20 protein-coding genes and 2 tRNA genes are annotated in these 23,788 nt (G+C 71.4%); 17 read left to right on the top strand and 5 right to left on the bottom strand.

Translation table 11 applies throughout. The annotated features are described in order from the left end of the window. Positions 1-92 precede the first annotated feature (92 nt). The 7 genes from AC07AG_RS17360 (at position 93) to AC07AG_RS17330 (ending at position 4,604) form a co-directional block, all read left to right on the top strand. Positions 93-383, top strand: coding sequence for a hypothetical protein (locus tag AC07AG_RS17360; protein ID WP_478756328.1), 291 nt, complete (start codon positions 93-95; stop codon positions 381-383). 84 nt (positions 384-467) lie between these two features. After that, positions 468-629, top strand: a complete 162-nt coding sequence (locus AC07AG_RS17355) for a hypothetical protein (protein ID WP_202121161.1) — start codon at positions 468-470, stop codon at positions 627-629. A 63-nt stretch (positions 630-692) separates the two neighbouring features. After that, positions 693-1,331: a nicotinate-nucleotide adenylyltransferase gene (gene nadD, locus AC07AG_RS17350; RefSeq protein ID WP_478755928.1), complete on the top strand. Its 639-nt coding sequence runs from the start codon at positions 693-695 to the stop codon at positions 1,329-1,331. Between the two features lie 16 nt (positions 1,332-1,347). Further along, positions 1,348-3,108, top strand: coding sequence for an LCP family protein (locus AC07AG_RS17345; RefSeq protein WP_478755927.1), 1,761 nt, complete (start codon positions 1,348-1,350; stop codon positions 3,106-3,108). Between the two features lie 210 nt (positions 3,109-3,318). Beyond that, complete coding sequence (gene rsfS, locus AC07AG_RS17340; protein ID WP_249589951.1) at positions 3,319-3,765, top strand: ribosome silencing factor; 447 nt, start codon at positions 3,319-3,321, stop codon at positions 3,763-3,765. Next, positions 3,762-4,403 (top strand): histidine phosphatase family protein, encoded by a 642-nt coding sequence (locus AC07AG_RS17335; protein ID WP_478755926.1) that lies wholly within the window; start codon positions 3,762-3,764, stop codon positions 4,401-4,403. The genes rsfS and AC07AG_RS17335 overlap by 4 nt, the downstream gene beginning before the upstream one ends. A gap of 128 nt (positions 4,404-4,531) precedes the next feature. Then, positions 4,532-4,604: transfer RNA gene (locus tag AC07AG_RS17330), tRNA-Ala, on the top strand. A gap of 3 nt (positions 4,605-4,607) precedes the next feature. Here the strand turns inward: AC07AG_RS17330 and AC07AG_RS17325 are convergent. Continuing rightward, a complete protein-coding gene (locus AC07AG_RS17325; protein ID WP_478755925.1) occupies positions 4,608-5,561 on the bottom strand; it encodes a helix-turn-helix transcriptional regulator in 954 nt (317 codons plus the stop codon). Positions 5,562-5,655: 94 nt separating this feature from the next. On the opposite strand from AC07AG_RS17325, the gene AC07AG_RS17320 reads away from it, so the two are divergent. The 3 genes from AC07AG_RS17320 (at position 5,656) to AC07AG_RS17310 (ending at position 7,649) form a co-directional block, all read left to right on the top strand. Then, positions 5,656-7,134, top strand: a complete 1,479-nt coding sequence (locus AC07AG_RS17320) for an MFS transporter (RefSeq protein WP_478755924.1) — start codon at positions 5,656-5,658, stop codon at positions 7,132-7,134. A gap of 86 nt (positions 7,135-7,220) precedes the next feature. Continuing rightward, the gene (locus AC07AG_RS17315; RefSeq protein ID WP_478755923.1) at positions 7,221-7,412 is read left to right on the top strand and encodes a hypothetical protein; all 192 of its coding nucleotides are present in this window, start codon (positions 7,221-7,223) and stop codon (positions 7,410-7,412) included. 3 nt (positions 7,413-7,415) lie between these two features. Further along, the gene (locus AC07AG_RS17310; protein ID WP_016643127.1) at positions 7,416-7,649 is read left to right on the top strand and encodes a hypothetical protein; all 234 of its coding nucleotides are present in this window, start codon (positions 7,416-7,418) and stop codon (positions 7,647-7,649) included. On the opposite strand, the gene AC07AG_RS17305 is transcribed toward AC07AG_RS17310, so the two are convergent. After that, positions 7,628-8,887 (bottom strand): glycosyltransferase 87 family protein, encoded by a 1,260-nt coding sequence (locus tag AC07AG_RS17305; RefSeq protein WP_478756306.1) that lies wholly within the window; start codon positions 8,885-8,887, stop codon positions 7,628-7,630. The genes AC07AG_RS17310 and AC07AG_RS17305 overlap by 22 nt on opposite strands. Before the next feature lie 120 nt (positions 8,888-9,007). Here AC07AG_RS17305 and AC07AG_RS17300 point away from each other — a divergent pair. Next, a tRNA-Ala gene (locus AC07AG_RS17300) sits at positions 9,008-9,080 on the top strand. A gap of 104 nt (positions 9,081-9,184) precedes the next feature. Here AC07AG_RS17300 and AC07AG_RS17295 read toward each other — a convergent pair. Beyond that, positions 9,185-10,780: an NADH-ubiquinone oxidoreductase-F iron-sulfur binding region domain-containing protein gene (locus tag AC07AG_RS17295; RefSeq protein WP_478755922.1), complete on the bottom strand. Its 1,596-nt coding sequence runs from the start codon at positions 10,778-10,780 to the stop codon at positions 9,185-9,187. Beyond that, positions 10,777-12,003, bottom strand: coding sequence for a ferric reductase-like transmembrane domain-containing protein (locus AC07AG_RS17290; RefSeq protein WP_478755921.1), 1,227 nt, complete (start codon positions 12,001-12,003; stop codon positions 10,777-10,779). The genes AC07AG_RS17295 and AC07AG_RS17290 overlap by 4 nt, the downstream gene beginning before the upstream one ends. Before the next feature lie 414 nt (positions 12,004-12,417). Here AC07AG_RS17290 and leuS point away from each other — a divergent pair, with 414 nt between their 5' ends. The 6 genes from leuS (at position 12,418) to AC07AG_RS17260 (ending at position 23,452) form a co-directional block, all read left to right on the top strand. Further along, on the top strand, positions 12,418-15,327 hold the full coding sequence (leuS, locus tag AC07AG_RS17285) for a leucine--tRNA ligase (protein WP_478755920.1): 2,910 nt from the start codon (positions 12,418-12,420) through the stop codon (positions 15,325-15,327). A gap of 141 nt (positions 15,328-15,468) precedes the next feature. After that, positions 15,469-16,242, top strand: a complete 774-nt coding sequence (locus AC07AG_RS17280; RefSeq protein ID WP_478755919.1) for a hypothetical protein — start codon at positions 15,469-15,471, stop codon at positions 16,240-16,242. Positions 16,243-16,341: 99 nt separating this feature from the next. Next, positions 16,342-17,187: a DegV family protein gene (locus tag AC07AG_RS17275; protein ID WP_478755918.1), complete on the top strand. Its 846-nt coding sequence runs from the start codon at positions 16,342-16,344 to the stop codon at positions 17,185-17,187. A gap of 1,374 nt (positions 17,188-18,561) precedes the next feature. Further along, positions 18,562-19,410, top strand: a complete 849-nt coding sequence (locus tag AC07AG_RS17270; protein ID WP_478756305.1) for a ComEA family DNA-binding protein — start codon at positions 18,562-18,564, stop codon at positions 19,408-19,410. Between the two features lie 38 nt (positions 19,411-19,448). Further along, positions 19,449-22,220 carry a ComEC/Rec2 family competence protein gene (locus tag AC07AG_RS17265; RefSeq protein WP_478755917.1) on the top strand — a complete coding sequence of 924 codons (2,772 nt, stop codon included), beginning with the start codon at positions 19,449-19,451 and terminating at the stop codon, positions 22,218-22,220. Between the two features lie 266 nt (positions 22,221-22,486). Then, complete coding sequence (locus tag AC07AG_RS17260; protein ID WP_478756304.1) at positions 22,487-23,452, top strand: YceI family protein; 966 nt, start codon at positions 22,487-22,489, stop codon at positions 23,450-23,452. 46 nt (positions 23,453-23,498) lie between these two features. Here the strand turns inward: AC07AG_RS17260 and AC07AG_RS17255 are convergent, their stop codons facing one another. Continuing rightward, entirely contained in the window at positions 23,499-23,744 is a 246-nt protein-coding gene (locus AC07AG_RS17255; RefSeq protein ID WP_160504983.1) for a hypothetical protein, read from the bottom strand. Positions 23,745-23,788: the final 44 nt, after the last annotated feature.

Raw genomic sequence — 23,788 nt, 5'->3', positions numbered from 1 at the left:
CCCCCATGCTCGTCCAGTCATGCCCCCGAGGTGGGTCCCAGCCTAGGCGGAGATACCGTGACAGGGCAGCACAGCGAATGGAGTCGCCCGTCATGGCCGTCATGGAGCACAGCGCCGCAGCCCACCACTGGGTCACGGAGGCGGCCGCCCTGGCCGCCAAGGAGCAGGGGGCGGGCAATCTGCTCCGCATCGTGCTGATCGTCATGGTCGTCGGCTGCGTGCTCATGGCGTGGTTCCTGCTGCGGGGCTACAAGCAGGGTGCCGACGCCGAGTCCGGGGGCGGGGACGCCGAGCCCCGGGGGTCCGAGGGTGGCGACGCCGAGCGCGGCGAGGACCGTCCCGGCGGGGCGGACAAGGGCGACCGCGCGGACCACAACGGCTGAGTCGGCGTGAGCTCGGCCGGTGCCCCCGCATACGATGGCCCCGAAGTCTTTGTCCCGCCCACCTCCGGATAGGTCCTGCCGACGATGAGCCTCCACAGCACCGCCTCCCAGCTGGTCACTCTCGCCTCCGAGGGCAAGCACGTCGACGAGCACGCAAGCATCAGCCCTCTCGTCACCGGCGGCGGCGCGTTCGTCGCGCTGATGCTGCTCCTGTGGATCACCACGCGCTTCAACCGGGACCGCTGAGCGGTCTCACGGAACGGACGGCTGAAACAGAGCCCGTCGACCGGGCCGGTAGGGTCTGCACGCATGGGAGAGCAGGACATGCCTACCGGTCCCGGTACCGGCCCGGCCAGCAAGGGCAAGCGCCGCCTCGGAGTCATGGGCGGAACGTTTGACCCGATCCACCACGGACACCTGGTGGCGGCCCAGGAGGTCGCCGCGCAGTTCCACCTCGACGAGGTGGTGTTCGTGCCGACCGGGCAGCCGTGGCAGAAGAGCGACTCGGTGGTGTCCCCGGCCGAGGACCGTTATCTGATGACGGTCATCGCGACGGCCGAGAATCCACAGTTCTCGGTGAGCCGCATCGACATCGACCGCGGCGGACCGACCTACACGACGGACACGCTGCGCGATCTGCGCACGCTCAATCCCGACACGGACCTCTTCTTCATCACGGGCGCCGATGCCCTCGGCCAGATCCTCACCTGGCGCTACACCGAAGAGCTGTTCTCCCTGGCGCACTTCATCGGGGTCACCCGGCCCGGCCATACGCTGGCCGACCCGGGCCTGCCGGAGGGCGGCGTCTCGCTGGTGGAGGTCCCGGCCCTCGCCATCTCGTCCACGGACTGCCGTGAGCGGGTCGCCAAGGGGGATCCCGTCTGGTATCTGGTGCCGGACGGTGTGGTGCGTTATATCGACAAGCGCGAGCTGTACCGCGGCGATTGAGCCGAGAGGGGCACCGGTGAACGACCGACAGTACGACCCGTATGCGGGCGGCGACCCGTACGCGGGCGAGTACGCGGCTGACCAGTACCAGGTCGTCGGGTACGACGAGTACGGCCAGCCGGTGTACCAGCAGGTGCAGCCCTCGGCTTCGTACGACCAGTACGGGGCCCAGGCCCAGCAGCAGTCGCAGCAACAGCATCAGCAGCAGCCGCAGGGCTACGGATACGACCCGTACGCGACCGGGCAGCAGCCTCCTGTCCCGCCGTACGACGCCTCGTACGACTCCGGTTCTTACGGGACGTACGACCAGCAGCAGGCTCAGCACCAGACCCACCAGCCGCAGCAGACCCACCAGTCGCAGCGGCAGCCCCAGCAGCCCCAGCAGCAGGCCGCCCAGCAGACGCAGACCGGCTGGATCCCGCAGCAGTCGCGGCAGCCGGAGCCTGAGCCGGACCTGGATCTCGAACCCGAACCCGAATCCGGGCCCCGGCGCGCGCCGGAGCGCGATCCCGCGTACGAGACCCAGCAGTTCTCCTTCATCGAGGAGCCGGACGAAGAGTCCGAAGACGTCATCGACTGGCTGAAGTTCACCGAGAGCCGCACCGAGCGGCGCGAGGAGGCCAAGCGGCGCGGGCGTTCCCGGGTCGTCGCGCTCGTCGTGGTGCTCGCACTCGTGATCGCGGGCGGCGTCGGCTATCTCTGGTACGCGGGCAAGCTGCCCGGCCTCTCGGACGACGCGTCCGGCGACGCCGGCGCGGCGGCCGGACCGCAGAACCGCGACGTGATCGTCGTCCACCTGCACAACACCAAGGGGGGCGGCACCTCCACGGCGCTCCTGGTGAACAACACCACGACCAAGCGGGGCACCACCGTCCTGCTGCCCAACTCCCTCGCCGTGACCGACGACGACGGCGCGGGCACGACGCTCGGCAAGTCGGTCGACGACGACGGCTCGACCGGCACCAGGGAGTCGATCGACAGCCTGCTCGGCACCCAGGTCGAGGGCACCTGGCGGCTCGACACCCCGTACCTGAACAACCTCGTCGAGCTGGTCGGCAACATCGACGTCGACACGAACGCGAATGTGCCCGACCCCAAGGCCAAGAAGGGTCAGGCGCCCCTCGTGAAGAAGGGCGAGCAGCAGACCCTGAGCGGCCCGATGGCCGTCGCGTACGCCACCTACCGCGCGTCCGGCGAGTCCGAGACCGCGCAGCTCGGCCGGTTCGGCCAGGTCATGCAGGGCGTCCTGCGGAAGCTGTCGTCCGACCCGCAGGCCGCGACGACCACCGTCCAGTCGCTGGCCCAGATCCTGGACCCGTCGCTCAAGGAGAAGGACCTCGGCGCCTTCCTCGCCAAGCTCGCCGACCGTGCGAAGGGCGGTGACTACTCCACGGAGCGGCTCCCGGTGCAGCAGGACGGGACGCTCTCGGAGCAGGCCGGCGCGAACGTGGTCAAGGAGGTCCTCGGCGGCGCGGTCAAGAACCCGGACAAGGACGCGGCCGTCCGGGTCGGCGTCAAGAACGCCTCCGGCAGCAAGGGCGCGGGGCAGGACGCGCGGATCTCGCTGGTCAACGGCGGTTACACCTTCGTGGACAGCGGCGCGGGCTCGACGGCCCAGGCGGCATCGCAGGTCACGTACGCCGACGCGGACAAGAAGACGCAGGCCACCGAGGTCGCCAAGACCCTCGGCCTGCCGGACAGCGCGGTCCGCAAGGGCAAGACCGCACCGAACGCGGATGTGTCGGTCGTCCTCGGCCAGGACTACAAGGCGGGATGACGGCACGACGGCATTGACGGCACGACCGTATTGACGGCGCGGCCGTATGGAAGCCACGGACCCCCGGCCGGGAGCCTTTCCCGGTCGGGGGTCCGTGGCTTCCCGGCGCGGGTGACGCAGCAGACAGGGTGATCGAGCGATGGCCGGGAGTGCTGTCGGCGGTCCGTGAGACCCTTGGTGTGTCTTGACCACCTGAAGGAAAGCTCACTAGTGACCGCCACGGACCGCTCCATCGAGCTCATCAAGGCAGCCGCACAGTCGGCCGCCGACAAGCTCGCGCACGACATCATCGCGTACGACGTCAGTGACGTGCTGTCGATCACCGACGCCTTCCTGCTCGCGTCCGCGCCCAACGACCGCCAGGTCAAGTCGATCGTCGACGAGATCGAGGAGCGGCTCAGCAAGGAGCTCGGCGTCAAGCCGGTGCGCCGCGAGGGCGACCGCGAAGCCCGCTGGGTCCTCCTGGACTACGTGGACATCGTGGTGCACGTCCAGCACAGCGAGGAGCGTGTCTTCTACGCCCTCGAGCGCCTGTGGAAGGACTGCCCCGAGATCGAGCTCCCCGCGGACGCCGTCGCGACTCGCGGCAAGGCCGCCGAGCACGCCGAGCAGCGCGCCGCGGAGGAGGCAGCCGATCTGGACGGTGAGCTTCGGTGACCAACCGCGGCTGCCGGATCATCCTGTGGCGGCACGGCCAGACGTCCTGGAACCTGGAGCGCCGCTTCCAGGGCTCCACGGACATCGACCTGACCGACACCGGTGTCTCGCAGGCCAGGCGCGCCGCCCGGCTGCTCGCCTCGCTGAAGCCGGACGCCATCGTGGCGTCCGACCTCAAGCGGGCGGCGGCCACCGCGAGTGAGCTCGCCGCCCTCACCGGCCTGGAGGTCACGCACGAGCAGGCCCTCCAGGAGACGTACGCCGGTGAGTGGCAGGGCCTGACGCACGACGAGATCATCGCGCGCTTCGGCGACCAGTACACCGCGTGGAAGCGCGGCGAATCGGTGCGCCGGGGCGGTGGCGAGCTCGAGACCGAGGTCGCCGACCGGGCCGCGCCGGTCGTGCTGCGCCATGCCGAGAAGCTGCCGGAGAACGGCACGCTCGTGGTGGTCAGCCACGGCGGCACGATCCGTACGACCATCGGCCGCCTCCTCGGCCTGGAGTCCCACCACTGGGAGGGCCTCGGCGGGCTCTCCAACTGCTGCTGGTCCGTGCTCGGCCAGGGCGCGCGGGGCTGGCGCCTGCTGGAGCACAACGCCGGCACGCTGCCGGAGCCGGTGCTCGGCGACGACGATTAGCCCTGGACCGGGCGGGTGCGAGAGCCGCTGGTCGGAGGGCCTGAGAGGGTCCGTCGCCCGGATTTCACATTCCGGCTCGTCGCAGGCTAAAGTTCTTCTTGTTCGCCCGCCGAGCGGGAAGAACACAAGGGGCTATAGCTCAGTTGGTAGAGCGCCTGCATGGCATGCAGGAGGTCAGGAGTTCAATTCTCCTTAGCTCCACAATCAGGATCCCGTCCTCATCAGAGGGCGGGATCCTTTCGTTTCCCCAGCTCCTCCCACTTCCCCGGCTCCTCCCGTTTCCCCAGACCCTTCTGCTTCCGGGGGCCTGAGCTCACGCAGCGCGGCCGACCGCCGGCGGCTCTCCTCGTCGTCCGGTGTGTACGCCACGATCCGGCACTCCGGCATGCCGTTGATGGACAGCGAGACCGACGTCATGCGCAGCTCACCGACCGCATCGTGCCGGAACGTCTTCACGCGCGGTCCCGGCGGTGCCACGTCGCCGCTCTCCCACAGCTCGGCGAAGTGCGCGCTCGCGGCGGACAGGCGGCGTATGAACCCCTCCCAGGCGGGCTCGCCCACATGCCGTCCGTACGAACTGCGCAGCGTCGCCACCATCACCGGCAGCTCCTCGTCGCGGAAGACCAGCGGGCAGACGGGATCGGGCGCGATGAACAGGGTCCACAGCACGTTCGGGACGCCGAAGGCTTCTATCTGCGGGACGAAGAAGAGATCGCGATAGGCGGGGTTGGTGGCGAGGATGTCGTACCGCGCGTTGTAGACCACCGCCGGGCGGGGGTCGAGGGCGTCGATGATGCCCTGGATCTCCGGGCCGACGGCCTCGGGGGAAGGGGCCTTGCGGTCCGGGGCAAACGGCACGTCGGCCAGGTGGTACAGATGCTCGCGCTCCGCCCTGTCGAGGCGGAGCGTGCGCGCCACGGCGTCCAGGACCTGGGCCGACGCGTTGATCGGGCGGCCCTGCTCCAGCCACGTGTACCAGGTGACGCCGACTCCGGAGAGCTGGGCGACCTCCTCGCGGCGCAGGCCCGGCGTGCGGCGGCGCAGGCCCGGGGGCATGCCCACGTCGGCCGGTGTCACCCTGGCCCTGCGGCCGCGCAGGAAGGCGGCGAGCTCCGGCCTGCGTCGCTGAGTCGTCCCCATCGTCGTCACATCCCCCATCGTCGGTCGACGCCCCCGGCCTTGCCAGGTGTTGTCAGTACCAGCATCAGCGGGCTCTCGTTACCCGTACCAACTCGCCGTCAGGCTCGGTGCCATGACAACGACCACCCCGTCCACCGCAGCGGATCCCGCTGGTTCACGTCCTGCATCCAGTAAAGCCCCCGGCACTGACAACCGCCCCGGGCGGCTTCTCGCGGTCGTCATCGCCGCACAGTTCATGGCGCTGCTCGACGTCTTCATCGTCAATGTCGCCGCGCCCACCATCCGCACCGAACTGGGCGCTTCCGGCGCCGGGTTGCAGCTGGTGATCGCCGGATACACCATCACGTACGCCGTGCTCCTGATCACCGGCGCGCGGCTCGGCGACATCCTCGGCCACCGTCGCGTCTACCTCATGGGCCTCGCGGTCTTCACCGTCGCCTCGCTCGCCTGCGGACTCAGCCAGGGCACGGGCGAGTTGATCGCCTTCCGGCTGCTGCAGGGCGCGGGCTCGGCGCTTCTCATCCCGCAGGTGCTCAGCCTGATCCAGCGCAACTTCACCGGTGAGGCGCGCACGAAGGCGCTCGGCGCGTACTCGGCCGTGCTCGCCGTCGGGGCTGCGGCGGGGCAGGTGCTCGGCGGGGTCCTCGTCAGCGCCGATCTGTTCGGCACCAGCTGGCGTCCGGTGTTCCTGGTGAACGTGCCGGTCGGCGTGATTCTGCTGGTCATGGCGCGGCGGGTGCTGCCGCGTGACGCGTCCAGGAAGCCGGGGGAGGGGCAGCGGGCGCGCGGACTCGACCTGCCGGGGCTCGTGCTGCTCGGCGGGGCCGTGTCGTTGCTCACCGTGCCGCTGGTGCTCGGCCAGCAGGAGGGCTGGCCGCTGTGGTCCTGGCTCTCCATGGGCTCGGCCGTGGTGCTCTTCGCGCTCTTCTGCGCGTACGAGTCCCGGCTCGCCCGCAGCGGCGGGGCGCCGCTGATCGCGCCGCGGGTCCTGCGCATCCCAGGCATAGGCCTCGCGGTCTTCCGGATCACCGTGGTGATGGCGGTCAACGCGGGCTTCCTGTTCGTGCTCACACTGCACGTCCAGGGCGGCCTCGGCTACAGCGCGCTGCGCGCGGGTCTGACGTTCGCGCCGACCGCGGCGGTCTTCGGTGCGGTCGGCCTGACCTGGCGCCACTGGCCCGCGTCCGTCCAACGGGCACTGATTCCCGGTGGATTCGCGCTCACCGCGGTGTCGGCGGTGGCGGTGGGGTTGCTGCTGCGGGACGGCGGGGAAGGCGGACTGTGGCTGTATGCGGCCTTCGTGGGCATCGGCGCCGGTCTCTCCCTCGGGTTCAGCCCGACGCTCACCCGGGCGCTCTCCACGGTGCGGCCCGAGGACGCGGCGGACGCCAGCGGACTGCTCTCGACGGTCGCTCAGCTCGGCCAGCTGATCGGTGTCGCGTGCTACGGCGCACTTTTCCTCAACCGGCTTGAGTCGCAAGGGGCTCCGGGGGCGTATTCATCCGCGGACGCGCTCCTGGTGTGCGCATACGCACTGGCAGGGGCGGCCGCACTGGGCGCCGTGTCCGGACTGGTACGACTGCGTCGCTGACCGGGTCGCTCAGGCCGTGGCAGAATCGGACAGCCGGAAGGGGACCGCACCAGACCACCGATTGTGACCCGACGGGAGGGAGAGCGATGCCTGCGAGCATCCTCGATGGGGCCGACCGCCCCATCGCAGTGGCCGCGCCGTGTCGCGCTGCCGCTCCCTTCGCGGCGATCACCCTCCTGACCTGTCCGTCCTGCGGTTCGTCCCATGTCGCCCAAGTACTCGGCGACAACGGCGGTGTCTCGTACGTGTGCACGGCCTGCGGCCGCAGCTGGAGCTGATTGATGGGTGCACACAGGCGGAAGTGCGACTGGTGCGGCAGTGGTACGCCGATCGTCCGCGACATGGAACCCGTCAACCCGGACTATCAGTACTGGTGCGAGGAGTGCGCGCGGGCGCTGATCATAAAGGGCGACCCCATCGAGACGTACCGCGAGCTCGAAGGGGAGCCGATCTATGGCCGGCTGCTCGACGAACACTGCACGCTCAAGCGCTTCTATTCCTTCGCCACGGCCTGATCCACCGGCGGGTCCGACGTCCGAATCCGTCCGGCTCCTTGCAGCAGGAACGCGAAAGCGGTCCCTACGTAGAGGGCGGACAACGTCATCTCGCCATAATTCTGGCCGAGTTCAAGCCGTCCCACGCCGTGCGGAACCCACCACAGGGCGTACGAACAGAAGACGAGGACCACTGCGCCCGTGGCCGCCCACCGAGCCAGGCCGCCCCGGCGCAGCGCGTCCGTCCACACGAGCAGCGCCATCGGCACGCACCACACCCAGTGGTGCGACCACGACACCGGGCTGACCAGGAGCGCCGTCGCCGCGCAGGACACCGCAGCGCGGGCGCGCTCCCCGCGCAGCGCGGCGTGCACCGCGACCGCGAGACCGAGCACGCCGACCGCCGCCGCGGTCAGGGCCCACCGGATGCCGGGCTCATCGGTGTGCAGGAGCCGCGCGATGACCCCGCGCAGCGACTGGTTCGCGGTGTCCTCGGGGAGCCCTACCCGGCCCGCCTCGAAGACCATGCGGGTCCAGAAGCGCCGGGAGTCGTAGGGCAGGACGGCGGCCGCGAGCAGCGTCGCGCCGGCGAACGAGGCGGCCGCCACGCACGCGTGCCGCGCCGGTGCGCGCCAAGGCCCGCGCCGTACGGCCTCGGCGGCGCCGGTGAGCAGCAGGAACACCGCGAAGAGCGCGGGCGTGAGCTTGATCGCCGCCGCGATGCCGATGCCCACGCCGGCCCAGGGGTGGCCTGGGCGCCGTGACAGGTCCCACAGGACCAGGACGGCGAGCAGCAGATTGATCTGGCCGTACCGAAGGGTCGTCCACACCGGCTCGGCCCAGACCGCGAGGGCCGACACCCACAGGGCGGTCTCCACGCGCGCGTGGCCGACGCCCCCCGCGGTCGGTACGGGCCCGACGAGACGGAGGGCGAGATGCGTGAAGGCCACCAGGAGGAGCAGGTTCCCCAGCGTCGCCAGCGTGCGCATGTCCGCCGTGTCCAGGAGTGTCAGCGGCGTGAACAGCAGGGCGGCGAACGGCGGGTAGGTGGTGGGCAGATGGGCCTCGGTGGTGCGCAGCGCGTAGAGGTCGCCGCCCGCGCGCACGGTCTCGCCCTCGGCGCGGTAGACCATCAAGTCGATCATCGAGACGTCCGCGGCGCGCTGCGCGATCCAGAAGGCCGTGAAGGAGAGCAGGCACGCCCCGGCGGCGAGGGGCACTCGGCGGCGGGCGCCGACAAGGGCGCCGACAAGCGCGATCACGGTCACGAAGGCTGACAGTACCGGCCGTATCCGTACAGACCGGAAACGATTTGGTGGAGCACGGGGAGGAGCGTGTAATGTTGGCGGAGCCGCCGGGGGAACCGGGCGGACAGGCAAGGGGCTATAGCTCAGTTGGTAGAGCGCCTGCATGGCATGCAGGAGGTCAGGAGTTCAATTCTCCTTAGCTCCACAGAAGATGAGAGCGGGCCACCCGGATCGGGTGGCCCGCTTTCGTGTGTCCTGCCGGGTGTCTCCTGGCGGGACCCCGATGGGCCCCGCCAGGTCCTCAGTCAGTCATTGCCGTCCGCTGCCGAGCGCCCTGCGGCCCCGGCCACGGCCTGGCGGGAGCGCGAGCGGCAGCGCCGTGCGCGGCGAGGGCGCGGACGGGTCCTCCTCGATGCGCAGCGCGAGCGCGGGGCAGCGGCGTACGGCACGCGTGGCACGCGCTTCGGAGTACCGCGGTACGGGCGCCTCCGCTACGCCGGGGAAGCCGTCGGGGCCCAGCTGGATCAGCTCGGGGATGATGTCCGCGCACAGCCCGTGGCCCTGGCAGAGCGTCCAGTCGACGGCGAGCCTGCGGCCACTGGGGGCCTCGGCCTGCGAGACCTCCTGCTGGAGCGGCAGGACGCCCTCCACGGGGCGGCCGCAGCCGCCGCCCAGGACGTGCGCGGCGAGATCGTCCGTGAACGCCGTGATCGTGGACTCGATGAAGGCCGCCGTGCCGTCGGGGTGTTTGCAGGCGCCGCGCCGCTTCACGGCCCGTGTCACCTCGCGCAGCGCCTCCAGGGCGGTGGGGCCACCGCCGTCCAGGACGTCGGCGAGACCGCGGGCCGCCGCCGGAAGGCCCAGATAGCAGGGGCCGCACTGTCCCGCGCTCTCTGAGGCCAGCCAGTTCGCCACGTGCAGCGCCTCCCCCAGTGGGCAGGTGCCGGGGCCGATCGGCAGGATCGCGCCCGCGCCGAGCGCGCCGCCGCAGGCCTCCAGGGAGGCGCGTGAGACGACCGCGTCATGAGCGGTGATCGCGTCGAGCCACTTGCCGTGATAGCCGCCCGTCAGGACACCCTGGGGGAGCGGCGGCGCACCGGCCAGCTGCAGGACGTACCGCAGGGGCACTCCCGTGGGCACCTCGACCACCATGGGCCGGGCGACGGCTCCGGAGACGGTGAGCAGCACCGTGCCGGGCTCCTCCCGCAGGCCGGTGCGGCAGTAGCGGTCGGCGCCGATCCGGGCGGCGACCGCGAGCTGGGCGAAGGTCTCCGCGTTGGACAGCAGCGTGGGCGCCCCGCCCACTCCGGAGTCGGAGGTGCGCACCTTGCGGCCCGGCGGCATGGGAGGGCCGCCGTCCGCCGAGCGCACCAGGGCCGATGACTCGCCGGTCACCATGCGCACCGGATTGCGCTGCACGCGCGCGCGGATGCTCGATCCGCGCCGGTTGGTCAGGCCGCGCTCGGCGAGCGCCGCGAGCATCGAGGCCTCGGTGGAGTCCCGGGTCACACCCACGACGAGGGTGCGCGCCCCCAGGGCCTCGGCGGCAAGGAGGGCGCCGTCGAGGATGAGGTGCGGTGCGCGGTTGATCAGGACGGTGTCCTTGCGGCAGGCGGGTTCGTCCTCGCTGCCGTTGACGACGACCACGGGGCGCACGCCGCGGCGTATCGCCGCGTCGGCGACCGCGCGCAGCTTCTTGGCGAAGGGGAAGCCGGCGCCGCCCCTGCCGCGCAGCGAGATGGCCTCGGAGAGGCCTGCGAGGGACTCGCCCGCCATGGGTTCGAGCGGGCCGTGCACCTTCAGGTGCATCGCCAGGTCCAGGCGCTCGACCAGGTCGAAGCCCGAGGTCAGGAGCGGAAGCCCGACGACGCGGACTTCGGGGACGTCGGGCAGCGACGCGTTCACTTGGGGCCTCCGGTGGCGGCGTTCCAGGGCTCGCCCGAGCTCGGCGCCTGGAAGGTGTTGGGCAGCGGTTCGGTGGCGGGGCCGCTGTCGTACGGGGCTTGGTACGGCGCCTCGTACGGAGGGTTGTGGGCCGCGTCGTACGGCGGGTCGTACGGCGGCGGGTCGTACGCGGTGTCGTGGGAGCGGTAGGAGGTGTCCTCGAAGCCGTACGCCGTGGAGTGGGTGTCGTACGGCGGGTCGTACGGGATGTGAGGGGCCTCGGCCGGGGGAGGCGGGGACGGGGCCGGCCAGCGGGGCGGCGGGGGGTCGGTGCTGGAGACGACCTCCGTGGGCTGGTTGGTGGAGGCGAGGACGCGGTAGGCCGCGGCGATGCCGACCACCGGGGGCGGGTCGGAGGCGGCTTCGGGGGCGCGGCCAGGAGCGGCGGCCGTGCCGGGGAGCGGGGACTCGGCGGTGTCCCGGCGGGCGGGCTCCCGGTTGCGGGCTCTGCTCTCCGGTTCGAGCAGTACCAGGATCCGGGCGGCCACCTTCCGTTTGATCGGGAGCGGGGCCGCGCGCAACGCGACCGCACCCGCGACGGCGACCAGGCAGAGGCAGTACAGGGCGATCACCCACGGCTTGGGCGCGCGTCCCGCGTACAGGCCGTGGATCAGGGCCGAACACCAGGCGGGGTAGGCGAGCATGTGCAGCGCGCGCCAGCGCGACGCGACCTGGACCGGGGACGCGAACGCGCTGCGCAGGGCCCCGGTGACGCCTGTGACCACCATGAGGAGCCCGGCGAGCGAGCCGAGGCCGATGAGCCCGTCGCTGCCGGAGAAGCCGAGCCCGAAGGGGATCAGGGCCCCGACCGGCGACACGTGGTCGAGCGCGAGTTTGACGCTGACGTGCAGCAGAAGGAAACCGATGGACGCGACGGCTGTGGCCCGGTGCACGGCCTGGGCGAGCAGTCGCTGACGTGAGTGCAGGAAGAGCCGGTCCGAAGCGACCAGGCCCCAGACGACGGCGGCGGTCAGGGAGACCAGGGACAGGACGCCGGTGGTGAAGTCGAGGGCGGCGCGGAAGGCGTCGCTCCCGAGGACGACGAGCAGGGGTATCAGCAGCAGCGCGGCGGTTGTCAGGACTCCGCGCGTGGTTCTGCTCGGTTCGGGGAAGGCTGTGTACGAACGGCTCTTGCGGGTGGAGCGGTTGGTGCGGCTCTTGCGACGCGGATTCAGAGGGTTCATGGGGGCGACTCCGAAATGGCTCGATCGCCGCATGCTAAGTGGCCGCATACCAGTGAGTACGAGGTTTGAGTTATTGCGTTGTTATCTAAACGCGATGCGATCTTGGTGTTGCCCCGATAGAGGTCGGTACGCGGAGTAACCCTTGGCCAAAGGTCGGGTTCCGCGCCTCCGGTGGAGCACGGAGCGGCGCAGTGCGGCGCGGTGGAACCTCGTCGCGAGCCGCGCAAGCCCTGCGGTACCCTGACGCCATGCGTGCCGTACGCCTTCTGCTTAGCGGGCCGCGCTGATCAGTCCCGACCGCCGGAAAATCGCGGTCGGCATCGGCGCGGCGTCCCCTCCTGTGTGAGGGGATTTTTCATTTGGCCGGGACGGTCATTTCCGCAGGCAGAGACGATCGATGGAGCTTTGAGGATCATGAGCGAGACGAATTCTGCTGCCGCCTCCGAGGTGGCCGCACCGCACCGCTACACGGCCGCCCTGGCCGCCGACATCGAGGCACGCTGGCAGGACTTCTGGGACGCGAACGGCACGTACGAGGCGCCGAACCCGAGCGGCGACCTGGCCGTGGCCGCCGACGGGTCGGCCGTGCAGGCCGCGCTGGTCGCCAAGCCCAAGCAGTTCATCATGGACATGTTCCCGTACCCCTCCGGCGCGGGCCTGCACGTCGGCCATCCCCTGGGGTACATCGCCACCGACGTCTACGCGCGCTTCCAGCGCATGACGGGCCACAACGTCCTGCACACCCTGGGCTTCGACGCCTTCGGCCTGCCCGCCGAGCAGTACGCCGTACAGACGGGCACGCACCCCCGGGTCTCCACCGAGGCCAACATCGAGAACATGAAGTCGCAGCTGCGCGGTCTGGGCCTGGGCCACGACAAGCGCCGCTCCTTCGCGACGATCGACCCGGACTACTACAAGTGGACCCAGTGGATCTTCGTCCAGATCTTCAACTCCTGGTACGACGAGGACGCGCAGAAGGCGCGTCCGATCGCCGCCCTGGTCGCCCAGTTCGAGAGCGGTGAGCGTGCCGTACCGAACTCCACGCGCGCGTGGCACCAGCTGACCACCCAGGAGCGCGCCGACCTGCTGAGCGAGTACCGCCTGGCGTACGCCTCCGACGCCCCCGTCAACTGGTGTCCCGGCCTGGGCACCGTCCTGGCGAACGAGGAGGTCACCGCCGACGGCCGCTCCGAGCGAGGCAACTTCCCCGTCTTCAAGGCCAAGCTGCGCCAGTGGAACATGCGCATCACGGCCTACGCGGACCGCCTGCTGGACGACCTGGACGGCCTGGACTGGCCCGAGGCCATCAAGCTGCAGCAGCGCAACTGGATCGGCCGCTCCGAAGGCGCCCGCGTCGACTTCCCGGTCGGCTCCGGCGACGAGGCCATCACCGTCTTCACCACCCGTCAGGACACCCTGTTCGGCGCGACCTACATGGTCCTGGCGCCCGAGCACGAGCTGGTCGACAAGATGACCCCGGCCGCCTGGCCCGAGGGTACCCATGACGTGTGGACCGGCGGGCACGCGACGCCGGCCGAGGCCGTCGCCAAGTACCGCGCGTTCGCCGCCTCCAAGTCCGACGTGGAGCGCCAGGCCGACGCCAAGGAGAAGACCGGCGTCTTCACCGGCGTCTATGCCACCAACCCGGTCAGCGGCGAGCAGGTCCCGGTCTTCATCGCCGACTACGTACTGATGGGCTACGGCACCGGCGCGATCATGGCCGTCCCGGCGCACGACAGCCGTGACTTCGCCTTCGCGCGCGCCTTCGAGCTGCCCATGCGGTGCGTGGTCGAGCCCTCGGACGACCGTGGGACCGACGCCTCCACGTGGGAGGACGCGTTCGGTTCGTACGACGCGAAGCTGGTCAACTCCTCCGGAGAGGGCATCTCCCTGGACGGCCTGGGCGTCGTCGACGCCAAGGCGCGCATCACGGAGTGGATGGCCCGCAAGGGCATCGGCGAGGGCACCGTCAACTTCCGCCTGCGTGACTGGCTGTTCAGCCGCCAGCGCTACTGGGGCGAGCCCTTCCCGATCGTCTACGACGAGGACGGCATCGCCCACTCGCTGCCCGAGTCGATGCTGCCCCTGGAGCTGCCGGAGGTCGACGACTACTCCCCGCGCACCTTCGACCCGGACGACGCGGACACCTCCCCGGAGACGCCGCTGTCCCGCAACGAGGACTGGGTCAACGTCACCCTGGACCTGGGCGACGGACCCAAGAAGTACCGCCGCGAGACCAACACCATGCCCAACTGGGCCGGTTCCTGCTGGTACGAGCTGCGCTACCTGGACCCGCACAACGACCAGAAGCTGGTCGACCCGGCCGTCGAGCAGTACTGGATGGGCCCGCGCGAGGGCCAGCCGACGGGTGGCGTCGACCTGTACGTGGGCGGCGCCGAGCACGCGGTGCTGCACCTGCTGTACGCCCGCTTCTGGTCGAAGATGCTGTTCGACCTGGGGCACATCTCGTCCGCCGAGCCGTTCCACAAGCTGTTCAACCAGGGCATGATCCAGGCCTACGTGTACCGCGACAGCCGCGGTTTCCCGGTCCAGGCCACCGAGGTCGAGGAGCGCGACGGCCAGTACTTCTTCGAGGGCGAGCCGGTCAAGCGCGAGCTGGGCAAGATGGGCAAGTCCCTGAAGAACGCCGTCACTCCGGACGAGATCTGCGAGGAGTACGGCGCGGACACCCTGCGCCTGTACGAGATGGCGATGGGCCCGCTGGACGTCTCGCGCCCGTGGGACACGCGCGCGGTCGTCGGCCAGTACCGCCTGCTGCAGCGCATGTGGCGTCTGATCGTCGACGAGTCGACCGGCGAGGTCACGGTCGCGGACGTCGCGGAGTCCGACGTCGCCGAGGGCACGCTGCGCGCCCTGCACAAGGCGATCGACGGCGTGCGCCAGGACCTGGAAGGCATGCGGTTCAACACCGCCATCGCCAAGATCACCGAGCTGAACAACTACCTGACCAAGGAGGGCGGCACGCTGCCGCGCTCGGTCGCCGAGCGCCTGGTGCTGCTGATCGCCCCGCTGGCCCCGCACGTCGGCGAGGAGCTGTGGCGCAAGCTGGGCCACGGCGATTCGGTCGTCCACCAGGACTTCCCCGTGGCCGACCCGGCGTACGTCGTGGACGAGACCGTGACCTGCGTCGTGCAGATCAAGGGCAAGGTCAGGGCGCGCCTGGAGGTCTCCCCGTCGATCTCGGACGAGGAGCTGGAGAAGGTGGCCCTGGGTGACGAGAGGGTGCTGGCCGCGCTGGACGGCGCCGGGATCCGCAAGGTCATCGTGCGGGCACCGAAGCTGGTGAACATCGTCCCGGCCTAATCGCGGGAGAGTCGCGCGAGGGGGCATGAGGGTAGTCCCCTACGGGCAGGTTGGGGGTTCCGCTGGAACCCTCCGCCTGCCCTTTGCGTTTACCGTTGAAGAGTCGGTGCGGAACCCGCCGCAGGACCTGAGGGGAGCGTCATGGAAGCCGTGGGCGTGATCGTGGCGCTGCTCGTGTTGCTGTTCGTGATCTTTGGTGCGTACATGACGGTGAAGGCGATCGGTGCCGCCAAGCGCGGCGTGGACCGGACGATCTCGCAGGCGCGCCGGTCGGTCGAGGACACGACGCTGCGCGCGAGGAGCTTCGCGCAGGTGGGCACGGCCGCCGAACTGGCCCAGCTGCGGCTCAGGTTGCGTACGTCGATGCGGGCCACGCAGGACGCCCTGCAGGCGGGAGTGGCCGAGGACGCCTCTCTGAAGGAGTCCCTGGGGCTCTTCGAGCGGCTCAGCGCGCACGGCCACGAGCTGGACGACGAGCTGCGACGCCTTGAGCGGGACCCGGACAAGGCGGCCCTCGCCCAGCGGCTCCCCGCGCTGCGGGAGCGTACGGAGCAGATCACCAAGTCGGCGGACTCGCTGCGGTGGTCCGCGCGCGACCGCGCCCACCGGTTCGCGGACGACGACCTGGACTCGCTGAGCACGCAGATCGACCTGGAGGCGGGCGCGCTGCGGCACTGGACGAAGGAGCCTGCGCCCACGCAGACACCCGCCGCGTGGCCCGAGCCCGAGCCGGCGGCGGACGCGGGCAAGGGTGCGGAACAGACGTGGACGGAGCCGTCCGAGCAGCCGGGGCGGCCCGAGCGGCCGAAGCCGTCCGGGTCGGCGGACGAGCCGGAGCGGCCCGCCATCACGCCACCGACGGCGCGGCCCTCATACCCCTGGGAGAAGCAGGCCAGGCCCGAGAGCACGACGTGAGCGGGCGGGTGACCTGGCACGGCCGGGAGCGCGACTGGCAGACTGACCCGCACGGGGTCGGGCTGCCGTCGTCGGGCCCAGGCAGGTAATCTCCACCGCATGTCCCGTCATGTCGCGATCGTCACGGATTCAACGGCCTATCTGCCGCAGCGGACGATGGAGCGGCACGGCATCACGTCGGTACCCCTGACCGTGGTCCTCGGTGACCAGGCACTCGAAGAGGGCACCGAGATCTCCGCCCGCTCCCTCGCTCTGGCGCTGCAGAAACGCCGCTCTGTGACCACATCGCGGCCGAGCCCGGAACTCTTCGCGGAGACCTATCGCAAGGTCGCGGAGTCGGGCGCGACGGCCATCGTCTCGCTGCATCTGTCCGCCGAGTTCTCGGGCACGTACGACGCGGCCGTCCTCGCGGCGAAGGACGCGCCGGTGCCGGTGCGGGTGGTGGACACCGGAATGGTCGCGATGGCCCTTGGCTTCTGCGCGCTCGCGGCGGCGGAGGCCGCCGAGTCCGGAGGCTCGGTGGACGAGGCGGTGACCGCGGCGGAGAAGCGGGCCGCGAACACGTCCGCTTACTTCTACGTCGACACGCTGGACTATCTGCGCCGGGGCGGCCGGATCGGCGCCGCGCAGGCGCTGTTGGGCTCGGCGCTCGCGGTGAAGCCACTGCTCCAGCTGGATGGCGGGCGGATCGAGATGCTGGAGAAGGTGCGGACGGCGTCCAAGGCGATCGCGAGGCTGGAGGAGATCGTGATCGAGCGAGCCGGGACCCACCGCGTCGACATCGCGGTGCATCACCTGGCGGCGCCGGAACGCGCATCGACCCTGGCGGACCGGCTCAGGGACAGGGTGCCGGGCCTTGCGGAGCTGCATGTCAGCGAGGTCGGTGCGGTGATCGGGGCGCATACGGGGCCGGGGTTGTTGGGGGCTGTGGTTTCGCCCTGGTGAGGTGGTGCCGGGTGCCGGGTGCCGGGTGCTGGGTGCGGGGGCAGGGCGGGCTTGTGGGTGACGGAGTTATCCACAACTGGTGGGTAATCCACGGGATTTGACCAAGATCAACATAGTTCTGCCGGGGTCTCTAGCGTCGTCGGCATGGAACTTCGATCACTTTCACGGACACCTGCCGCGACGAGTGGACCCGGGCGAGGCCCCGGATCCGACGGCCGCGCTTCGGGCACTCGCGCTACTGCCGGCCGCGCTCCCGGCGGCTCCTCTCCTGCCGGTCGCGAGCGATACGGCCATGCCCGCAGGCGGGCGCTCCGTCGCGGACACGCTTCGGCGGAGGCACGGGCCAGGGCACAGGCGCTGCGCCAGCGCGCGGAGACGCTGTTCGCCGAGCCTGAACGGCCGGGTGCCGAGAGCGGATTGAGGTCGGGAGCGCCGCCGCCGGATGTGCGAGGTGTGGAGGGCGTGGAGGGCGTCGCGCCGGGGTCCGGAACGGGGACGGCGTCGGCTTCCGGGTCGCAGCCGCTGTCCCAGCCGCAGGCCGCTGTGCAGTCGCAGGGGCAGGCCGTGCGGTGGCGTCCGCCAGTGCCGGATGCTGTGGGGCGCTCTCGGCCGGTGACGCGGCCGCAGGCGGTGCGGCATCCGGAAGTTGCGGGGCGGCCGGAAGTTGTGGGGCAGCCGGAGGTCGCGGGGCAGCGGGAGGTCGTGGGGCGAGCGCAGGCTGTGCTGCAGGACCTGCGGCAGGAGGAGCAGCGGCAGGACGCGCAGTCACCTTGGTCGGATTCGCGACAGTCGGAGATCGCGGGGCGATTGGAGGCTGTGCGACGGCGGGCCGGGCTGAGGCCGCAGCCGCAGGCCGTGCGGCAGTCTGGGCTGGGGGCGCGGTCGGTATCGCGGGCGGAGGTTGCTCCAGCGTCGCCGGAGCGGGAGCCTTTCGTCGCTACGCAGCCGCAGGCCGGGCGGCAATCACGGGTTGTGCGGCGGTCCGGGGTGGGGCCGGGGTCGCGGTCGGTGTCGGAGGCGGGGGCCCTTCCAGTACCGCAGCCGCAGCCGCAGGCTGGGATGGGATCTCAGGCCGTGTTGCAGGGTCGGACTCAGGAGCACTCCCGACCCCAAGCGCAGGCTTGGCCCCCAGCTCAAGCCCAGCCTCAGACCCGGGCCCAAGCTCTGGCTCAGGCCCGGGTGCAGGCCCAGCCTCAGACCCGGGCTCAAGCTCTGCCTCAAGCCCGGGTGCAGGCCCAGCCCCAGGCCCGAGCCCAGCACCAACCCCAGCCCCGAGCCCAGCACCAGCCTCAGGCCCTAGCTCAGCACCGGCCTCAGACGCAGACTCCAGCGCAGCCGCAGCCGCAGCCGCAGCCGCAGCCGCAACCCCGGCCCCTGCCCCAGCCCCTTCCTCAAGCCCAGTCCCAGCAGTCGGGGGCGTCCGCAGGTGGAGCAGGTGGAGCAGGTGGAGCAGGCGGAGTGGGCGGAGGTGCGTTGGTGTCGCCCCTGCGGGGGCGGGTGGGGCTTGCTGTGCGGGAGCGGTTGCCGTTGTGGCTGCAGCTGCGGTGTGGCCTTGAGCGGCGCAGCCTGGTCGCGCTCGCGGTGGTTCTCGTCCTGGCCGCGGTGTTCGCCGCCCAGCACTTCTGGGCGGGGCGGACGCAGCCGGTGCGGGCGCCGGACGTGGTCGGGGCGGCGCCCGATCGGGGCGCTGAGCCGTCTCCGTCCCCGGGATCCCCGCCCCCTCCGGAGGCTGGCGGCCGGCCGGCAGCCGGCACGGGCGGTGCGCCCGGTGCGAGCGCTGGCGGGGTCGTCGTGGACGTCAGCGGGAAGGTCCGCAGCCCTGGAATCCTGCGGCTGCCCGCGGGTTCCCGGGTCGCCGACGCGCTGAAGGCCGCCGGCGGGGTGCGCCCCGGCGCGGACACGGACGGCCTCAACCGGGCCCGCCTGCTCATCGATGGCGAACAGGTGGTGGTCGGCGCACCGGCGGTTCCATCGGCTCCGGCGACGCCTGGCGCCGGCGCGGCCGCAGGGCCGACAGGAGCGAGTCCTGCCGCCCCGGTCGGCCTCAACACGGCCACCGCCGAGCAGCTCGACGAACTGCCGGGTGTGGGCCCCGTGCTGGCCCAGCACATCATCGACTACCGCACGGAACACGGCGGCTTCCGCTCGGTGGATGAGCTGCGCGAGGTCAATGGAATCGGTGACAGGCGCTATGCCGACCTGCAGAATCTCGTGCGGCCATGAGGTCGCGGAGGCAGACGGCCGTGGTGCCCGGAGACTCAATGGGCCCGCCCGACCCCGCCGTTCGCGCCCTGTCCGGGCGTCGACTCGGGGGCGCCCACCCCCGCCAGGAAGGCCCACTGGACCTGCGCCTCGTGCCGCCCGCCCTCGCGGCGTGGGGGACGGCGGCCCTGGCGCTGGATGCCCCGCCCCGGTGGGTGATCGCGGCCGTGGTCGTTTGTGTGGTGGTGGCCGGTGCCCTGTTGGTGGCATGGACGGTGCGGGCGCACCCGGTAGGGACGGTGCGGCCGGTACAGCCGGTGCGGAGGGCGCGGGCGTACCCGGCGGGTGGAGCGCGGCAGGATGCACCTGATCCGGCTCAGCCCCCGGGGTGGCGGCAGCCCTGGCGGCGGGTCTCGGTGGCGGCAGTTCTCCTCTGTTCCGCGGCGGGCGCGGGCTCCGCGGCGCTGCACGGGGCCGACCTGCACCGGGGGCCGGTCCCTGCCCTGGCTCGTCACTATGCCGAAGCGGAGGTCGAGTTGGAGGTCACCTCCGACCCCCGGCTCACCAGGCCCCGGGTCACGGGAGCCCACGCCGTGCCACCCTCCGTCATGTTGGACGCGGAGATCGTCCGGGTCACGTCGGCGGACGGCAGGACCTCCGTGACCCGCACTCCGGTCCTGGTCTTCGCCGGGGAGGGGGAGCGGGAGGACGGGTGGGAGGGGAAGCGGGAGGGGGAGAGGGCGAGTGACGGGAGCGGACGTGAGGGCGGAGCAGGTGGCGTGGATTCCGCAGGACCTTGGTCCAGGGCACGCTGGCTCGCGATCCTGCCCTCGACCCGGCTTCGCCTCCGGGCCGGCCTCGCGCCTCCCTTACCGGAGGGCGACCGCGTAGCGGCAGTGCTCCGAGTGGAGGGAGGGCAGGCGCCGCGGGTGATCGAGGCGCCGTCAGGGCCGCAGCGCCTGGCGGGGCGGCTGCGGGGCGGGTTGCGGGAGGCCACGGACGGGTTGCCGCCCGATGCCAGGGCGCTGTTGCCCGGCCTAGTGGTCGGGGACACCTCCCGCGTGCCGCCCGAGCTGGAGGAGGCGTTCAGGGCGACCGACCTGACGCACCTCCTCGCTGTCAGCGGCGCCAATCTCACCATCGTCCTCGCCCTGCTCATCGGCCCGCCAGGCCTTGCTCAGCGTGCCGAACGGCGTGGTCTCGCCCCACGGTTGGGGATTCCGCTGCGGGCGACCGCGCTGATCGGTGGTGCTCTCACCCTCGGCTTCGTCATCGTCTGCCGACCGGACCCGAGTGTGCTGCGGGCCGCGGCCTGCGGGCTGATCGCGCTGCTCGCCATCGGCACAGGACGGCGCCGTTCGCTGATCCCGGCCCTGGCCGCCGCCGTGCTGCTGCTCGTCCTGTACGACCCGTGGCTGGCCCGCAGCCCCGGCTTTCTGCTCTCTGTGCTCGCCACCGGTGCCCTTCTCACCCTCGCGCCCAGATGGAGCGTCGCCCTGCAAAGACGCCGGGTTCCCCCGCGCCTGGCCGAGGCGCTGGCCGCCGCGGCTGCCGCGCAGGCGGTGTGCGCGCCCGTCGTCGCCGTCCTCGCGGCACGGGTGAGCCTGGTGGCGGTGCCCTGCAACCTCCTCGCGGAGGTGGCCGTCGCGCCCGCCACGGTCCTCGGTTTCGCCACGCTCGCGACGGCACCTTTGGCGATGCCGGTCGCCAAATGCCTTGCCTGGTGTGCGAGTTGGCCCACCTCGTGGATCGCGGACATCGCCCGCACGGGCGCGGCGCTGCCCGGCAGCGGCGTCGACTGGCCCGGCGGCTGGCGTGGCGGTCTGCTGCTCGCCCTCGCCACGGTCGGCGTGGTCCTGGTCGGCCGCAGGCTCGTCAGGTACCCCTGGCTCAGTGCGGCCTGCGCCCTGTTGCTCCTCCTGGCGATCGTGCAACCCCCGCCCCTCACCAGGGTGATCGCGGGTTGGCCGCCGCCGGGCTGGCGGTTCGCGATGTGTGATGTGGGCCAGGGGGATGCCACCGTGCTCGCCGCGGGTGACGGGGCGGGGGTCGTCGTCGACGCGGGGCCCGATCCGGTGCTCGTGGACCGATGTCTGAGTTCGCTCGGCGTGACCCGTGTGCCGCTCGTGCTGCTGACCCACTTCCATGCCGATCATGTGGCGGGGCTGCCGGGTGTGCTGCGGGGGCGTTCGGTCGGGGCGATCCAGACGACGGGCTATCAAGAGCCGTCCGGGCAGGCACGGTTCGTACGAGAACAGGCGGCCGCCCAACGGATTCCGGTGAGCCGGGCCGTGGCGGGGGAGCGGCGCCGTGCGGGTGGTGGCGTACTCGAATGGCAGGTGCTCTGGCCTACGGCGGAGGGCTCGGGCCGGATGCCGACCCCCGATGGTCCGAACGACGCCAGCGTCACCCTGCTCGCACGCGTCCAGGGCGTGACGCTGCTCCTGCTCGGCGATCTCGAACCGCCCGCCCAACGAGCCTTGTTGCGCACACCGGCCGTGGCGGCGCTGCCACCCGTGGACGTCTTGAAGGTCGCCCATCACGGCTCGGCCTATCAGGACCCCGGGCTCCTGCGGCGGACCGCGCCGCGCCTCGCCCTCATCAGTTCGGGAAGAGACAACTCGTACGGGCACCCGGCACCCCGTACGGTCGCGGCGCTGCGGGCCGGGGGAGCGGAGGTGTTCCGGACAGACACGGACGGCTCGATCGCGGTCATCGGACCGACCGGCGGACCGACCGGCGGATCGACTGGCAGGCCGACCGGCGGATCAGCGGCCGAGTCGGCGGACGGGACGGCTCCGGTCCTGGAGGTGGCCACGCGGCCGCCGTAGCGGACGGGCTCGTACCGCCCCCCCCGCCTGATCCCCCGCCCGATCCCTCTCCTGATCCCCCTCCTGTATCCCTCCCCCTGCTCCCTCTGCTCCCCCTGCTTCTCCCTCTCTCGCCCCTCTCGGTGATTAATTCGGGCTACTCGTGACACTTCAAGCGCTAGCGCAGCATTCCAGCGAAGTGGGTTCGTGTTGCATCGAATGCCGCAACGGTGATCGAATGCCTCTTCGGGACAGGAGTTGTCAAGGTGCGCGGGGGTATGTCGCAGATGTTCGGCCGTTGGCTGGGAGACCGTACGAACCGAGCCGGTCGGACGAATCGAGTTGGTGGGGCAGGAAGAGCGGGTGGGGCAGGCCGGGTCGGCCCGGCCGGCAGGGCAGGGCGGGCTGGTCGGGCCGGTGGTCCCTTGTCCGCCGTGGCGGTTCCGCCCAGTGCGGGAGTGCTCAGCTGCCGGGTGCTCGACCCGGTCAATGAGCCCGTGCGGCACGCGGAGTTCGCGGTCAGCGATGCCATGGGGCGCAAGGTCGTCGGTGGGGGCCTTGATCCGTTCGGTTCGTTCGTCGCGACCGTTCCGGCCGGGGACTACCGCCTGGCGGTCTCGGCGGAAGGGTTCACTCCGTACCGGGCGAACGCCACGGTCGGGGAGAGCGCGCACGCCTCGCTCGGTGACGTCATGCTCCAGATCGCCCCGCCCCCGGCGCTGCCGGAGCCCGGTGACTGGGAGATCGACCCCCTGCACTCCTCGGTCGCCTTCACCGCGCGGCACATCGGGCTTGCCCGTATTCACGGCCGGTTCAACAGCTTCGCGGGTGCCATCCGGCTGGGGGAGCGGATGGAGGACTCCGCGATGCATGTCGTCATCGACGCCGCCTCCATCGACACCGCGGTGCAGATGCGCGACGACCACCTGCGGTCCGGCGACTTCCTCGACGTGGGGCGTTTCCCGACGATGGAGTTCTACAGCGACCGCTTCGTGCACAAGGGCGGCAGCCGCTGGGCGATCACGGGCGGTCTGACGCTGCACGGCGTGACGCGCACGGTCACGCTGGAGACGGAGTATCTCGGGGTGGGCCAGGGCCTGGAGGGTGAGACCCGCGTCGCCTGCCGCGCCTCCACCGAGCTGCACCGCGACGACTTCACGATCAACTGGCAGACGATGCTCGCCCGCGGCATCGCGGCGGTCGGACCCAGCATCACGATCGACCTCGACATCCAGGTCCTGCCCAAGAGCTGACCCGCCAGATCCACCTGGCCGACCGGCCCGCCCCGGCCTAGGCGTCCTAGGGAGCCTCCAGCCAGCCCTCGTGCTCCGCGGCCAGTTCGTCCAGCGCGGTGCGGTCGAGGCGTCGTTCGGGGTCCTCGACCACGACCAGCCACTGGGCGTCCTCGGCGTCGTCCTCGCCCGCCAGGGCGTCACGGACGAGTTGAGGCTGCTCGCGCACGCCGAAACGGTCGGGGAGTTCTTCGGCCACTTCCTCCGCGGCATCGCGGTCGGGCAGCACCAGGACATGTCGTACGTCGGTCACCTGCCCATTCTCCGATACGCGGCGAGCCGCCCGGGAACCGGCAG

The sequence above is a fragment of the Streptomyces sp. NPDC044044 genome (assembly GCF_056434405.1).
The sequence above is the reverse complement of the archived record's forward strand: the minus strand, read 5'-3'. Positions and strand labels throughout refer to the sequence as shown.